The sequence below is a fragment of the Paraburkholderia sediminicola genome (genome assembly GCF_046026675.1).
GTDB classification, from domain to species: Bacteria; Pseudomonadota; Gammaproteobacteria; order Burkholderiales; family Burkholderiaceae; genus Paraburkholderia; species Paraburkholderia sediminicola_F.
Genome location: NZ_JAQQEY010000002.1, coordinates 1,100,336 through 1,115,425, shown reverse-complemented (window position 1 = coordinate 1,115,425; position 15,090 = coordinate 1,100,336). Strand labels below are relative to the sequence as shown.

15 protein-coding genes are annotated in these 15,090 nt (G+C 61.3%); 2 read left to right on the top strand and 13 right to left on the bottom strand.

Features of this window, described 5'->3' with window-relative positions:
* Positions 1–5: 5 nt before the first annotated feature.
* The 3 genes from PQQ86_RS24915 to PQQ86_RS24905 form a co-directional block, all read right to left on the bottom strand.
* Complete coding sequence (locus tag PQQ86_RS24915; protein WP_408272991.1) at positions 6–1,136, bottom strand: ATP-binding protein; 1,131 nt, start codon at positions 1,134–1,136, stop codon at positions 6–8.
* Positions 1,137–1,486: 350 nt separating this feature from the next.
* A complete protein-coding gene (locus tag PQQ86_RS24910; RefSeq protein ID WP_200566449.1) occupies positions 1,487–2,272 on the bottom strand; it encodes an alpha/beta hydrolase in 786 nt (261 codons plus the stop codon).
* 175 nt (positions 2,273–2,447) lie between these two features.
* On the bottom strand, positions 2,448–3,152 hold the full coding sequence (locus PQQ86_RS24905; RefSeq protein WP_408272988.1) for a response regulator: 705 nt from the start codon (positions 3,150–3,152) through the stop codon (positions 2,448–2,450).
* A 278-nt stretch (positions 3,153–3,430) separates the two neighbouring features.
* Here PQQ86_RS24905 and PQQ86_RS24900 point away from each other — a divergent pair, with 278 nt between their 5' ends.
* On the top strand, positions 3,431–4,435 hold the full coding sequence (locus PQQ86_RS24900) for a DUF535 family protein (RefSeq protein WP_408272985.1): 1,005 nt from the start codon (positions 3,431–3,433) through the stop codon (positions 4,433–4,435).
* A 248-nt stretch (positions 4,436–4,683) separates the two neighbouring features.
* A complete protein-coding gene (locus PQQ86_RS24895) occupies positions 4,684–5,061 on the top strand; it encodes a DUF2917 domain-containing protein (RefSeq protein ID WP_408272982.1) in 378 nt (125 codons plus the stop codon).
* Between the two features lie 114 nt (positions 5,062–5,175).
* On the opposite strand, the gene PQQ86_RS24890 is transcribed toward PQQ86_RS24895, so the two are convergent.
* The 10 genes from PQQ86_RS24890 to PQQ86_RS24845 all read right to left on the bottom strand — a co-directional run bounded on the left by PQQ86_RS24890 (position 5,176) and on the right by PQQ86_RS24845 (position 15,055).
* Positions 5,176–5,748 (bottom strand): hypothetical protein, encoded by a 573-nt coding sequence (locus PQQ86_RS24890; protein ID WP_408272979.1) that lies wholly within the window; start codon positions 5,746–5,748, stop codon positions 5,176–5,178.
* Positions 5,749–6,303: 555 nt separating this feature from the next.
* A complete protein-coding gene (gene pcaF / locus PQQ86_RS24885; RefSeq protein ID WP_408272977.1) occupies positions 6,304–7,506 on the bottom strand; it encodes a 3-oxoadipyl-CoA thiolase in 1,203 nt (400 codons plus the stop codon).
* 461 nt (positions 7,507–7,967) lie between these two features.
* Complete coding sequence (gene denD / locus PQQ86_RS24880; protein ID WP_408272972.1) at positions 7,968–8,948, bottom strand: D-erythronate dehydrogenase; 981 nt, start codon at positions 8,946–8,948, stop codon at positions 7,968–7,970.
* 41 nt (positions 8,949–8,989) lie between these two features.
* The gene (otnI, locus tag PQQ86_RS24875; protein ID WP_408272967.1) at positions 8,990–9,778 is read right to left on the bottom strand and encodes a 2-oxo-tetronate isomerase; all 789 of its coding nucleotides are present in this window, start codon (positions 9,776–9,778) and stop codon (positions 8,990–8,992) included.
* Positions 9,779–9,870: 92 nt separating this feature from the next.
* A complete protein-coding gene (gene otnC / locus PQQ86_RS24870) occupies positions 9,871–10,533 on the bottom strand; it encodes a 3-oxo-tetronate 4-phosphate decarboxylase (RefSeq protein WP_408272964.1) in 663 nt (220 codons plus the stop codon).
* Positions 10,530–11,840: a 3-oxo-tetronate kinase gene (gene otnK / locus PQQ86_RS24865; RefSeq protein ID WP_408272961.1), complete on the bottom strand. Its 1,311-nt coding sequence runs from the start codon at positions 11,838–11,840 to the stop codon at positions 10,530–10,532. The genes otnC and otnK overlap by 4 nt, the downstream gene beginning before the upstream one ends.
* Before the next feature lie 14 nt (positions 11,841–11,854).
* Complete coding sequence (ltnD, locus tag PQQ86_RS24860; RefSeq protein WP_408272958.1) at positions 11,855–12,745, bottom strand: L-threonate dehydrogenase; 891 nt, start codon at positions 12,743–12,745, stop codon at positions 11,855–11,857.
* 75 nt (positions 12,746–12,820) lie between these two features.
* Positions 12,821–13,525, bottom strand: a complete 705-nt coding sequence (locus PQQ86_RS24855) for a FadR/GntR family transcriptional regulator (RefSeq protein WP_408272955.1) — start codon at positions 13,523–13,525, stop codon at positions 12,821–12,823.
* A 210-nt stretch (positions 13,526–13,735) separates the two neighbouring features.
* Complete coding sequence (locus tag PQQ86_RS24850; protein ID WP_408272953.1) at positions 13,736–14,095, bottom strand: cupin domain-containing protein; 360 nt, start codon at positions 14,093–14,095, stop codon at positions 13,736–13,738.
* A 114-nt stretch (positions 14,096–14,209) separates the two neighbouring features.
* Positions 14,210–15,055 (bottom strand): IclR family transcriptional regulator, encoded by an 846-nt coding sequence (locus PQQ86_RS24845; protein ID WP_408272950.1) that lies wholly within the window; start codon positions 15,053–15,055, stop codon positions 14,210–14,212.
* Between the last annotated feature and the right edge of the window lie 35 nt (positions 15,056–15,090).

Genomic DNA, 15,090 nt, shown 5'->3' with positions numbered 1-15,090 from the left:
ATGTTTCACGCGACCGTGCCCACCGGCCAGCTCATTTCGAAGCGTGCTCCGCCTAGCGTCAACGGGTCAGTCACGGCGATCCGGCCATGGTGGGCGCGCAGCACCTGTTGCGTAATCGCGAGACCCAACCCGTACCCGCCAGTCTGACGATCGAGCCGCACGAAGGCATTGAAAATGCGTTCACGCTGCTCAGGCGGCACGCCTGCGCCATCGTCTTCCACGCAGATTTCCACATTGCCGTGCTTGACGCTCAATCCGACCATGATCCGCGAATGTGCGTATTTGCTGGCGTTGCGCAACAAATTTCGCATTGCGTAGGACATGAGACGCTTGTCCATCACCACGCGTAGCGATGTGTCGACGTCTGCCTGCGGGACGAGTTGCTTGTCCGCGTAAAGCAGCGTGGCGTCGGTGATCTGGCTGTCGAACCATGCCGTGAGCAACGTGGATTCGAGGTTCGATTGCAGGGAACTGTATTCGAGGCGCGCGTAGGTCAGGCTCATGTCGATGAGCTCGTCGAGCTCGGTGACGTCCTGGTCGATGCTCGCCAATGCGCTGTTGTATTCGACTGCGGACGCGGGCTCGCGGAGGTTTTCCAGCGCGAAGCGCACGCGGGCCAAGGGGGTGCGCAATTCATGGGAGATGCCGTTGGTGAGTTCGCGCTGCGCGGCGATCAGGCGTTCCATGCGCTCGGCCAGAGCGTTGAGCGTGCGGGCCAGTGGGCCGATTATGACGCTGTGCGATTCACGGGCGCGGGTGTTGAAGCGGCCGCCTGTGAAGTCTATTGCGCGTTCGCGGACCATGACCAGGTCCAGCCAGACTGGGCGCATCCAGCGGTATGCGGTTACTGCTGGTAGCAGTAGGGTTACCAATGCGATTGGTATTGACGCTTTTGCTGTTGTTAGTGTTTGCCAGATTGATGGTGAGGTTTTTAGTGTCAGGTTTAAGGTTGCTATTGATGCTGCTAGTACTAACAGCGTTAGTGTCAGCAGGCGTGTGTAGACACGCAGGTATAGCCGCGACCAACTCGGAATTCTGTCCGCCCTTGTGTCCGTCCATGAGCGGCGGAAACGAAGCAAGCGCCATTTTCCATAGCGGTAGGGGGTTAGTTTTTTTTGCTCCGCTGGGGGTGGCATTTTTTTCTCTTCGATTTCTTTAATGCGTTTGTGGTCTATTAGCGTTGCCCCTGTGCGGGGCGGCACCTACTTTTCTTTGCTTGCCGCAAAGAAAAGTAGGCAAAAGAAAGCGGCTCAAACCACTCCTGCTAAGTGGGGCCCGTGGTTTGCAGCGGGTAGTGGTGCATCTGGAATCTGGGTTCGTGCACCTGCATACGCTTGTGACAAGGGTGTCATTCTTCCGGCGGCGCTGCGCGCGCCGAAGCGTATTTCTTGAAACCAATCGGCAGTTTAGCTCGGTTCCTTTGGTGTGACACCGGTGGTTTGCTTTGCTCTGGACTACGTTTTTTGCTTGCTCTTCCGCTCGTCTCTTACGCCCTCTGCACGAATGCCAGGGTTTGCTCCGCTACTGTGTCTCGTTCGTTGTCCAGTGTGATCATGTGGTAGCTGTCGGTCAAGCGTACGAAGGTCACCGCGCGGCTTCCCAGGTGTTCACACACGAATTCAGCGGAGCGGATGCTCGTCACTTCGTCTTCCTCGGAATGCATGACAAGGGTCTCGCATGTCACGCGGCTTAGTGCCCGCTTCACCGCGAAACGCATCCAGTCGACCTGCTCGATCGCCGCCAACGGCACATACGGATAGTGGACGCCACTCCCCTTCTGCAGATGGCGGCGGATCAGGTTGCGTATGCGCGCGTTCTTGATACCGAATGGCTCGCCCTCCGGGACGCGAATCAATCGGCGCAGGCCCGGTACGCAATACATCAGATAGCGCAATGGGCGCAGGCGTGAACCGCCCCAGCCGTCGAGGAATAACGGCGGCGATAGCAGAATCAGGCGCCCCGTCGTCATGCGCTCCCGCGCACTCAGCATCAATGCAAGCAACGCCCCCATCGAAATGCCCGCCACGTCGACTCGCTCATAACGTTTGGCCAGTTCGCGGTATGTGCGGCTCAACAACTGCATGTAGTCGCTCAACGTCACACGGCTCAACGCGTCAGGGTTCGAACCGTGGCCCGGCAGCGACGGCAAATGCACGTCGCAACCGATCTGCTCAAACTTGCGGTCGAGCGCGCCGAAATCATGGCGTGTGCCACCCAGGCCGTGAATCATCAACACGGCATGGCGGGAAAGTGGGGAAACGCGAGCGGACATCGATAAGCCTGTCATTACACAAGCTTGCGATGCTAATCATCCCCGCCTCGCATGACTGTCAACTTGCTACCGCGTTTGTGGAGTTTTGTCGGCCGATATTTCGACCTATTACTCAATAGAAACTCAATGCCGACTCTGTCGAACTGCAACTCAACTGCAACCACCTCAAGCGTCTTCAATCCCACGCCAGCTTGCTGAACTGGTAGCCCTTACCGCGTATCGTCTTGATGCGCTGCGGGGTGCCGGCGTCGTCATGCAGCTTGCGGCGCAGCTTGGAAATGCCGCCGTCGATCGTGCGGTCGAGGCCGTCGAATTCGATGCCGCGCAGTTGCCGCATCAGCTCGTCGCGGCTCACCACCTCGCCCGCGCAACTCACCAACGCCCACAACAAATCGAATTCGGCCGATGTCAGATCGGGCAGGCTGCCGTCCGGCAGCTTGACCGTGCGGCTTGCCCGGCTGATCTCGAACTTGCCGAACGTATAGCTCTCCGGCCGCCCGGCCTCCGGCGCGCGTGCGCTCACGCGGCGCAGTTGCGCCTTGATGCGCGCCAGCAGCACGCGTGGTTCGACAGGCTTGTGCACGTAGTCGTCCGCACCGAATTCGAGGCCCAGCACTTCGTCGAACTGCTCATCGCGCGCGGTCACCATGATGATCACGCCGTCGAATTGCTCGCGCGCCTCGCGGCAAATCTGGAACCCGTCCTTGCCGGGAAGGTTCACGTCGAGAATCACCAGATCCGGGCGGCGTTTGAGAATCGCCGGCACGGCGTCGTTGCCGTGCAGCACGGTCTCGACTTCGTATTCGTGTTTGCGCAGATAACCGGCGACCAGCGCGGACAAGCGGTCATCGTCTTCGACAAGCAGGATCCGGAATGGCATGGGACGAATCGTTCAGGGCTAACTCATTTAATAGCGGCGGCCAACGGTACGATGCGCTGCAGGGCCAGCAAGCGACGGCGCCGCTCGGCATACGCATCCGCACGGCGCGGACCCGGCCGGCAACGAACCGGACGAGCCGGCTCGACGCACAGCATAGCGGATGCGCCGCACATCATGCGACACGCGCGACAAAACTCGACAAACGCTCAAGCAATTCGACACGGAAGCGCGATCCCCGCCACTAGCATCGCCTCGTTGAAATAGCCAAGGGATCTGCCATGACGACCGTTTCAAACCAGGGGGCTCGAGCCCGCTCGCCGTGGTTCGCGAGAACCACTGCGTCCTTTGCGGTCATTCAGCAAGCCGCTCATGCCCTCTATCCCGGCACCAGCGTGTTTCATCGCTGGCGCCGCCTGCGCTTATGGCTGCGCTCGCTGATGTCGTGGCGTTCGACGCAAGTATGGCTCAAAGGCTGCGCCATTTCACCCTTGCAAGATCTGGTGCGACGTCATCCCACCGCGCTCGAACGCATGCATCGGCCGTTCCTCCATACCCGCTTCAGTCCGCGCGAACGCCTCACGGCGAGCCTCGATCATCACGCGCTGACCCAGCAGCGCGTACCGCAACTCGCCGCGCGCATCGCCGCAGCCGGCTCGGCGCCGATCGCATCGTTCGAGGTAGGCGCGGAGCGCTGGCACGTGTCGCTCGAGTCGATCGAACAGTTTCAGAAGGAAGGCGACTGGACGTTGTGCATCCGCGATGCGCGGGACCGGCGCATTGTCTCCTGCACCTTCAGCCTCGCCTATCTCGGCGGCAAAGTGCGGCGCCCACGTCTTTGCATCGGCTCCGTCCAGGGTCCGGACACTTCGGTCAACGGCCGCGAGCTGTTTCGCGCGCTCACCAAACGTTGGTACGGACTACGGCCGAAAGTGCTGGTGATTTACCTCGCGCAATGTGTCGCCGCGGCGCTCGATGCAGGCGGCACCTTCATCGTCTCGAAGCAGGCGCACATCTACGCGAACTGGCGCTATTGCCTGAGAAAGCGTCGCGTGGCCGCGGACTACGATCGGCTGTCGATCGAGTGCGGGGCGCTCGCGCGCTGGAATGGCTGGTTCGTTCTCGCGCCGCCGGCGCGCTATCTGGCCGAACGTCAGGGCGACGATACCGGCAGCGCAACCCGTCGCAAGCGTTACGCATTGCGAAGCGCACTCGCCGCGCAAATCCGTGTCAGCGTCTCAGCAAGCAAAGCGAGCCGACTCTGCGTGCCTCGCATTGTCGCTTGAATTCATTGCGATTTTTTCATTGACAAGACATGCGGCAAAACGGCACACTCATTCGCATGTTGACGCACACCTCCATCGCAGTCGCGATTAAAAACCGAACAATGCATGCCATCATCGGCAGGCGTTTGGGAGCATGTGCGCGTTAGCAGTCTGAATCTGCAAACAGAACCCAAAGGCCCCGCCGGTAACGGAAGGGGCCTTTTGTTTTGTAGGTGCCTCCGTCCGCCGGCTCGATGACGGAGAGCAAGATGGATCAGGCAAGCCCGCAGTGCATGGATGACGACTCAAGTCTGTCCGCATATCAACCGGACGAGCGTCTGCCGAAGGTAGTCGTACATTTTTCCGTAGTGCGAGGCGCAACGCTGACGTGGCGTGTCGATGCCGACAGCACGCTCAGTGTTCAAGGCGCGCGTCTATGGCTCACGCGCGTCAACTCGCCTTACGATCATTGGCTCGAACCCGGCAACGAGTTCCGGCTGCAACGCGGCGAACGCGTGTGGCTCAGCACGGATAGCGAACGCACCGCGCGCGTGTCGTTGAGTTGCGCGCTGCCTGCCAGACACGGGTTTGTCAGGCGATGGCTGCGGCTCGCATGGTCGGGCCTGGGGCCACCGGCGGCTCGATAGCGCGCCTTCTCGCGACTCGATGGTCAAACTTTCGTACCGTAGAAAAGCAAACACCCCTGCGATGAGGGGTGTTTGCTGACGTGGCATTAACTGCGCGACTTATTGCGGTGCCACCTATTGCGGCGTCACCTGCACGGCCGCTGCCGAGACGAATACCGCGTGAATCGTATCGCCGACCTTGACGCCCTTCAGATCGACGTCCGGTCCGACTTCGAGAGTTTGTGTCTGATACGCGCCGCGTAGCGTGACGAGGCGCTTCTTGTGATCGATCTTCTGCACGGTAGCGAGCACTTCGACCTGACGCGCGGATGCAAAGCCACCCGAGGCCGGGGCATACACCTGTGTATCGACGCGCGCGCGAATGCCCTTGTCCGCGCCGGTGACCTTGTCTGCCTTCACCAGCAACGCATTCTTGTACAGCACGTCGACCCGATCGCCGATCTTCAGTTGATCGAAACCCGCGACTTCCTGGCTCACCAGCACGACCACCACGTTGCCGCCCGGCCCCTTGAGCGTGAGCGTGCGGCTGCCCGGATCGATACCGACGATCTGCGCCTTCACATGCACCGGTTGCACTGCGCTGACGATGCCCTGCGCGGCGCTGGCCATCGCATCTTGCGCCCACGCCGGTTGCGCCGCGGCGAAAGCCGCTACCATCAACGCTGCTCCAATCGTCGCTGCCTTCATTTACTCTCTCCTCGATAAATTGTTCGATCTGGCGTTACGGCGATCTGAAACCGCAGGATGCCGATTAACGCCACGAATGCATACAGTTTCGGGGGTGACAATTACTAAAAGGGTACGGCGCAACGATTGTACATGCCTTACAAAGAAGCTACGACTGTTATATCCCGATTTTAAAATCAGCGAGCGGTATGCTGCGAAATGCTGCAACGTGGTGCCGCAGCGGCATCTAGCGGGTTGACAGCATTGCCTTAACCTGCCAGAGCATCTATATACGGCGACAATACGCTCTATGCATAAAGCATTAAACACATACTGCATGACAGCCAATGGCTTCGTTATTCTTTTTATCGACGAAATTCGCCGCAGCGCAATAGGAAACCGCATTAACGCCGGTTAAACATCAATTCAATAGCCGGTGAATCCATCCACCGCGCAAAATAGAACAGCCCCGTCGCCTGAGCGAAGGGGCTGTTCGTTATGCGGCTACGGGACTGCTATACGCGAAGCATCGACACGCAAGATGCTACGGCGCGTCCCTGCAAAAACGCCAAACCGTTATACACGTTCGATCGCGATCGCGATGCCTTGACCGACGCCGATACACATCGTGCACAGCGCAAAACGGCCTTGCGTGCGGTGCAGCTGATACATCGCCGTGGTCACCAGACGCGCGCCGCTCATGCCAAGCGGGTGGCCGAGCGCGATCGCTCCGCCGTTCGGATTCACGCGTGCGTCGTCGTCCGCGACGCCGAGCGTGCGCAGCACAGCAATACCTTGCGAGGCGAATGCTTCGTTCAGTTCAATCACATCGAATTGATCAATGGTCATGTTCAGACGCGCCAGCAACTTCTGTGTGGCCGGCGCCGGTCCGATGCCCATCACGCGCGGCGCGACACCGGCCGTTGCGATACCCAGCACGCGGGCGCGCGGCGTGAGGCCGAAGCGCTTAGCGGTCTCTTCATTCGCGAGCAGCAAAGCCGCCGCGCCGTCGTTCACGCCCGACGCGTTCCCCGCCGTGACCGTGCCGTCCGGACGCACCACGCCCTTGAGCTTGGCGAGCGTTTCGAGGCTCGTCTCACGCGGGTGTTCGTCTTGCAGCACCGTGATCGGATCGCCCTTCTTCTGCGCGATGGTCACACCGACGATTTCCTGCGCGAGCGTGCCGTCGCGTTGTGCGCGTGCCGCTTTCTGCTGACTGCGCAGCGCAAACGCGTCCTGATCGGCACGGCTGATCTTGTAGTCGGTCGCGACGTTTTCGCCGGTCTCAGGCATCGAATCGACGCCGTACATCTGCTTCATCAGCGGGTTCACGAAACGCCAGCCGATCGTCGTGTCGAAGATGTCGGCCTGGCGCGAAAACGCGCTGGTGGCCTTGCCCATCACAAACGGCGCACGGCTCATGCTTTCGACACCACCGGCCAGCATCAACGCAGCCTCGCCCGACTTGATCGCGCGTGCGGCAATGCCGACGGCGTCCATGCCCGAGCCGCACAGGCGGTTCACCGTGGAGCCCGGCACGCCTTGCGGCAAACCGGCCAGCAATAGCGACATGCGCGCGACGTTGCGGTTGTCTTCGCCAGCCTGATTCGCGCAGCCGTAGATCACGTCGTCAATCGCGTTCCAGTCGACGTCCTTGTTGCGCTCCATCAGCGCTTTGAGCGGTACCGCGCCCAGATCGTCGGCGCGAACCGACGACAGCGAACCCGCATAGCGGCCGATGGGGGTGCGAATCGCGTCGCACAGGAATGCTTCGGTCATGTGGTGTCTCCAGTTGGTGTGCTGCATGCGCTGCGCCGCTAGCGGATATCGGTTCGTGACGCCGGCCGCTTGCGCATGACGCGCGCTGGATACCGTGCGGTATCGACCCGGCGGACGCAACGGGAACGGTCACATGGCAGCCGTCGCGACTGATCAGCTTAGCGCAGGATGATGAACGATGGGCCCAGGATTGCAGCCATTTGTTCTATACACGAACACACGGTCATATATCGAACAACTTAGGCTCGATAATAGGCGTGTGCCCGAAACCATGTCAAGCGAAGCCGGCCTCGGACCAGGGAATATCTGCAGGCCGGTTGCGTTTAACCATGACCAGCCAAAAGGTCTGAAGATTGACGCGCTCGTGCCGGCAAGCGTGTTCTTATGCCTGCCGGCACGAGGCTTTGGATCGTTCCGCTGTCCGGGATGCCGTTGAAATACCCGCCCCAGCACATGCGTTATCAGTGGATCTGAATACCCTCGTCGGCGATATAGGCGCGAATCACATCGGCGAAGCTGTGGTCGCCGGTCAAGCCGAGCCGTTTGGCACGCGAGGGATCCCACTGCCCCGGCCAGCTGCCGACGATCTTCTCCACCCGCGCATCCGGCTGCCACACGATCCGCTTCGCGGTCTCTTCCCCCGCCACTTCACGCAGCGCCGCCACCATCTCGTCGACGCTCACCGAAATCCCCGGCAGATTCAGCACGCGCTGGTTGCCGAGCGCTGCGGAATCGATTTCGAGTCCGGCGATCAGGCTTTCTATGGCCTTGCGCGGCGACAGCAGCCACAAACGCGTCGTGCCCGCGACTGGGCACACCGCCGCTTCACCGTTCAGCGGCTCGCGAATGATGCCGCTCGCAAACGACGAGGCCGCTGCATTCGGCTTGCCCGGGCGCACGCTAATAGTGGGCAGGCGCAACACCCGGCCGTCGACGAAACCCCGCCGCGTGTAGTCGTTGAGCAACAACTCCGCGATCGCCTTCTGCGCGCCGTACGACGATTGCGGATTCAGCGCGGTGCCGTCCTGTACGACTTCGGGAAGATCGCCGCCATACACGGCCACTGAACTCGTGAACACCACGCGCGGGGTGTGCCCACGCTGCCGGCACGTTTCCAGCAGCAGGCGTGACGCGTCCAGATTGATGCGCATGCCAAGATCGAAATCCGCCTCGGCCTGCCCGCTCACGATCGCGGCAAGATGGAAGATGGCCGACGTCCTGTCGTCGATCACGTGCTCGAGTACGCTGCGCTCGGCGATATCGCCGACTTCCGTGCGTACACGCGGGTCGCCGAAATCGCTTCCGTGCACCACGTCTAGCAGCACCAGTTCGGTAATCGCTTGCGGCTTGCCGTGCTTATCCTTCACTGAACCGCGCGCCAACAGTTCGCGTACGAGACGCTGGCCGAGAAAACCCGCACCGCCGGTAATCAGTATTTTCATGATGTGCTTTGTCCTTGCTCTATCGGCTGCTCTGTCGCTCGCTAGCGCGCGGCATTCAGATACGGCTTAAGCCAATCAAGCCCAGCCGACGTGGCGGCCCGCGGCCGGTACTCACAACCGATGTAGCCGTCATAGCCCAGCGTATCGATCAGATCGAACAGGTAGGGATAATTCAGTTCGCCGATATTGGGCTCATGGCGTTCCGGCACGCCGGCGACCTGAATGTGACCAATACCCGCCATATCGCGTTTAAGCTTCACCGCAAGGTCGCCCTCGACGATCTGGCAGTGATAGCAGTCGAACTGCACCTTGAGATTCGGTGCGCCCACTTCCGCGCAAATCGCCTGCGCGTCATCCTGGCGGTTCAGAAAGAAGCCCGGCATATCGCGCGTATTGATTGGCTCGATCACGACGGTGATGCCATCCTCTAGTGCGGCCTTGGCGGCATAGGCGAGATTCTTCAGATACACCTCGCGATGCTTCGCCCGCGGCTGATCCGCGCCGATCAAACCGGCCATCACATGCAGTTTGCGATTGCCGAGCACGCGCGTGTAGTCGAGCGCGGTTTCGATGCCGCGGCGAAATTCGTCCTCGCGCCCCGGCAGCGAAGCAATGCCGCGCTCGCCTGCGGCCCAGTCGCCAGGCGGCGCATTGAAGAGCGCCTGAGTCAGGTCGCTCGCTTCGAGCCGCGCCTTGATTTCTCCGGCACGGAAATCGTAGGGAAACAGAAACTCCACAGCCTTGAAGCCGTCTTTAGCCGCAGCGGCGAAACGGTCGAGGAAAGCGTGCTCGTTGTACATCATGGTCAGGTTCGCAGCAAAGCGAGGCATGGCAGCAACTCCTTTAAAACAGTTTCGTTCAGCGTGCGCAGGCAGCAATGAATGCGTCCCCCGCACACAAAATCTCGCGATGGGGCGCGCGTCTACCAGCGCGCACCAAACACAGTCCGCAGTTCTTCGAGCGCGACGGCGTCGAGCGGTGCGGGCCGCGGATTCGTCATCAGCCACAGGCGGGCAGTCTCTTCGAGCTCCTCAAGCGCATACGACGCCTGCGCCACCGAGCGCTCCCACACCACCGGGCCGAGGCGCTCGAGCAAAACCGCACGAACGGTGCCCGCGAGTTCGGCGATCTGCTCGGCCACTTGCGGGTCGCCGGGGCGCCTGTAACGAATCAGGGGGACGTGCCCCACTTTCATCACGTAGTACGGCGTGATCGGCGGCAGAACATCGTCGTCGTGCCATACGCCGGCGAGCGTCAATGCAACCAGATGCGTCGAATGTGTATGGACGATGCCGCGTGCCTCGCCATTGCGTGCATAGATGCCCCGATGCAGCGCCAGGGTTTTCGACGGTTTGCCGCCCGACACCGCATTGCCGGCGAAATCGACCTTGGCGATATCGGCGGGATCGAGCCGGCCAAGACAGGCGTCGGTCGGCGTGATCAGCCAGCCGTCGTCAAGGCGCGCGCTGATGTTGCCCGCGCTGCCCACCGTATAGCCGCGTTGATAGAGACTCGCACCGGTCACGCAGATTTCTTCGCGTACACGTGCTTCGTTCGTCGTGTGGAGTGCGGGTGCACCGGTCATCGCAGGCCTCCATCGAGGTGACGCAGTGCCTTTTCGAAAAAGTCGGTCGTGCCGAAGTTGCCGGATTTCAATGCGAGTGCGAGCGGGTCAGCGTCCGTCGTTGCGGTAGCGGGCACGCCGGGATCGATCTGCGCGCCGATTCGCAGCGTGCGCACGTCAAGCGCCTGAACTACGGCGCCCGAGGTTTCACCGCCCGCCACCACGAACTTGCGCACGCCGCGCTCGAGCAAACCGCGTGCGATCGACGCCAGCGTGGATTCGACCAGGTGTCCCGCTTCGTTGACGCCGAGCTCGCGCTGCACCGCTTTGACTTCGTCGGGCGTCGCGGTGGCGTAGATCAACACCGGCTCGGCTTTATCCAGGTACTGCTGCGCAAAAGCCAGCGCCTGCTCGACCACCGGCTCGCCGCGCGCCGCCGCCAGCGGATCGATGCGGAACGCAGGCCGTGTTTCGCGCCATTCCGCCACTTGCGCGTTGGTCGCTTTCGAAGCGCTGCCGGCCAGCACCGCCGACAATCCTTCTACACGCGGCAATTGCGCGGCATTGTTGCCTTCCGCAAGCAAACCAGCGCGACGGAAATTGGCGGGCAGACCTAGCGCGATGCCGGAGCCACCCGTGATTAGCGTGAGGTCGGCACACGCCTCGCCGAGCACGTAAAGATCCGCGTCCGATACTGCGTCGGCGATCGATATTCGCACGCCGTCGCCGCGTAGTGCAGCAAGGGAATCGCGTACTGCCGACACGCCTTTCGCCACCGTGTCGTAACGCACGAGGCCGACTTTCGATCCGCTCTGCCGCTGCAGCACGCGCACGAGGTTCGCATCGCGCATCGGCGTCAGCGGATGGTTTTCCATGCCCGATTCGTTCAGCAAGGTATCGCCGACGAACAGATAGCCGCGATAAATCGTGCGGCCGTTCTCGGGAAACGCGGGGCAGGCAATCGTGAAAGCTGTTGCTCCGGCCTCAGCGGACAATGCGTCGAGCAAGGCATCCGTGACCGGACCGATGTTACCGGCGTCGGTCGAATCGAACGTCGAACAGTATTTGAAAAAGAACTGGCGACATCCTTGCGCGCGCAACCAGTCGAGCGCGGCGAGGGACTGCGCGACTGCGTCGGCGGCGGGAATCGTGCGCGATTTCAGCGCGACGACCAGCGCATCGGCGTCAACGGCTTCGTTCGACGCGGGCACGCCGATGGTCTGCACCGTGCGCATACCGCCGCGCACCAGCATGTTGGCGAGATCGGTAGCGCCGGTGAAATCGTCGGCGATGCAGCCGAGTAGCGCGCGTCTGGACAGAGTGGTCATGGCAAACTCCGCGCTTACTTCGCCGCCGGCAAGTTAATGCCGGGGAAAATCTTGATCACCGCGGAATCGTCCTCGCCCCCATGCCCCGCGGTCGACGCCATCATGAACATCTGATGCGCCGCCGCCGACAAGGGCAATGGGAATTTCGAGCGGCGTGCGGTATCGAGCACCAGGCCGAGATCCTTCACGAAGATATCGACCGCCGAGAGCGGCGTGTAATCGCCGCTCAGAATATGGGGCACGCGGTTCTCGAACATCCACGAATTGCCTGCGCTATGCGTGATGACCTCGTACAGCGCATCGGGATCGACACCTTCGCGCAAACCGAGCGCCATCGCCTCGGCGGCCACGGCGATATGCACGCCGGCCAGCAACTGATTGATGATCTTCACCTTAGAACCCGCGCCGTGCGCCGAGCCCAGCCGATACACCTTGCCCGCCATCGCGGCCAGCACGTCCTCGCACGCGGCATAGGCGGTGTCCGGGCCGGACGTCATCATCGTCATTTCGCCGGACGCGGCGCGCGCAGCGCCACCGGACACCGGCGCGTCGAGCATGTGCAAACCGGCCGCTTCGATGCGCTTGCCGAGTTCGATCGCGAAGTCCGGTGCGACGGTAGCGCTTGCAATCACCACGCCGCCGGGTTTCATCGCGGCGACCGCGCCTTGCGCGCCGAATAGCACCGCTTCGGTTTGGGCGGCATTCACGACCAGCGTGACGACTACTTCGCATTGCGCGCCGAGCTCGGCAGGCGACGCACAGCCGACACCACCTGCCGCCACGAACGCTTGCAGGATTTCGCTGCGCAGATCACACGCGTGGACCTGAAAGCCCACGCTCAGCAGCGAGCGCGCGACGCCCATGCCCATCGCCCCCAGACCGATTACGCCGACATTTCTGGACATGCCTGACCTCTATATTGGTTAGCCGCGAGCGCCCGATGAAACCCAACCTGGCAACCCGCTCGGGCTAGGTTCAAATCAACAAATGCCCGCGTCGGCGAGCCGCCGTGCCGCATTGTTCATATGCGTACTCGCCGCATTGCGCGCCGCCATCGGATCGCCGGCCCGGATCGCCGCGACGATGGCCGCATGCTCTTCACGCACCTGACGTGAGAAATCATCGCGCAGCGCTTCGTTGCGACGGGTAACCAGGGTGCCGGCCTCGAGGTACTGATTCAGGAAGGTGAGTGTTTTGAGGAAATACGGATTGCCGGTGGCCGCGGCGATTGCGCGATGAAAAGCGACATCTTCGGCGACGCCGTTCTCGCCTTCGGCCACCGCTTTGTCAATTTTCGCGAGGGCGATGTCGATCGACACTATGTCCGCGTCGCTGCGGCGCATGGCGGCTTCCGAGGCGACTTCCGCCTCGATCGCCCGACGCAGCGCGAGGATTTGCAGCACCGAGCCCGTTTCGACCGCTTCCGCATAGTCGATGCGCAGCGGCCGGATCGCGCCGTGCGCGGCGATGAACACACCGCTGCCCTGACGCGGCTCGACCACGCCTTCGTTCTTCAGCCGCGAAATCGCCTCGCGGATCACCGTGCGGCTCACGCCGAACTGCTGCGCCAGCACCGCTTCGGTCGGCAGCTTGCCGACGCGCGCAAAGGTGCCTTTGTCGATCTGCTTGAGCAACTGCTGCGCGACGGTATCGCTCAACGCTCGGGCAGGAATCTTGTCGAACATGGGGACCCCGATGAATCAGGTTGTCGGGTCATCATACAAATTTGAGGCATTGGCTGCATCCATGCAAACCCTGATTTTTTGGGTAGTTCTTTGCTCTGGTTGCGCACATGCGCTTGTGCATACGCATGCGCGCCATCGCCGTCCGGGCGGCTGCACGCTCTGAACGAACTAGAACTTCACGCGCATGCTGATGCCGAGCGGATGAAGTGCCTATCCCGGCTGCACAGAATCGAATATCTGCCCATGGTCATAGATAAACAGAAACACGCATCCCGTTTCGCTCCTGAACCCGCGATCGACGGTTCCCGCGCTGGCAATGCCAACCCATCCCGCTGACAGAATCTCGCCGTTCTGAACAGCCTGCCCCTCGAGCATGTAGATGAATTCCGGCCCAGTATGGTAATGGTCCGGAAAGGTCGTGCCCGGAGCGAACTTCACTAACTGAATTGCACGGCCATCCGCGATGCCGAGGTTTTTGACTTCAACACCAGGAGCGATGGCTGATCGCACCCACGGGACCGCTTCGCTGTCGCGGTGGCTAAAGGATGGAATCGAAGCGATCTCTTTCATCTGGATGTCCCGGCGACGTCAACACCTGGTTCAAATGCTTTCATCACAAAAGGCCGGCTGGAGCACACCTGGACGAAGACCACCCATGCGCCCGCCGGAGAAAAAAGTAACGCCTCAATCGGCCCTTCGCCGCGATGAAATCGCAGAGGCCGTGGAGATCACCAGATCGGCAAAGCGGCGCTCATCGCGATCCGCCTGCCACCGCGGCCGCGCCACGGCGATATTGACCGCCCCCACCCCACGTCCCCTCGCATTGGTAATCGCTGCGGCGGTCGAGATGTCGCTGACGAAGTACTCGTCTTCCGTATGCGCATAGCCTTGCTTGCGAATCTGGGCGATACGCTCCTTGATTTTGCGAGGCTGATAAATCGTAGCAGCCGTGTATGCGACGAGATTCGTACGGGAAAGAATATCGTCGACCTCGCCATCGTCGAAGGTCGCGAGAATGGCGAGCCCAGGCGCCGTGCAATAAGCCGGCAAACGCGAGCCGGTGATGACATGCGCATTGAATACGTTGCGGCTGACAATACGCAACACGAAGATAATATCGGTATCGTCCAGGACAGTGAGGTTGGTTGCCTCCTCGGTCTCGGATCCGAGTTGCTGCAAATAGGGCGTGGCGCGGCTAACCAGATCGTTCGAGGTCAGATAGTGGTACGTGAAATCGAGCAGCTTCGGCGACAACTCATACTTGCGGCTCTCGGGGTCCTTGAACAGATAGCCAAGCGCCGCAAGCGTGAACGTAAAGCGCTGAGTCGCACTCATGTCGAAGCCAGTGAGGGCCGCGATCTCCGAGAGCGACAACTGCCGCTTGCTGCCGTCGAAAGCAGTGAGCACGGTCATCGCTTTCTCAACCGACTGAACGTACAGCGACGACGCTGTCGGATCGGCGGCCACGTCCGGCGCGGCAGTCGAGTCGCTCTTTTTCTTACGAGGGGTTTTGGGCGGCGCAGTGGTCACGATGAAAACCTGTTGTTCTAACAGGCTCCAATTAT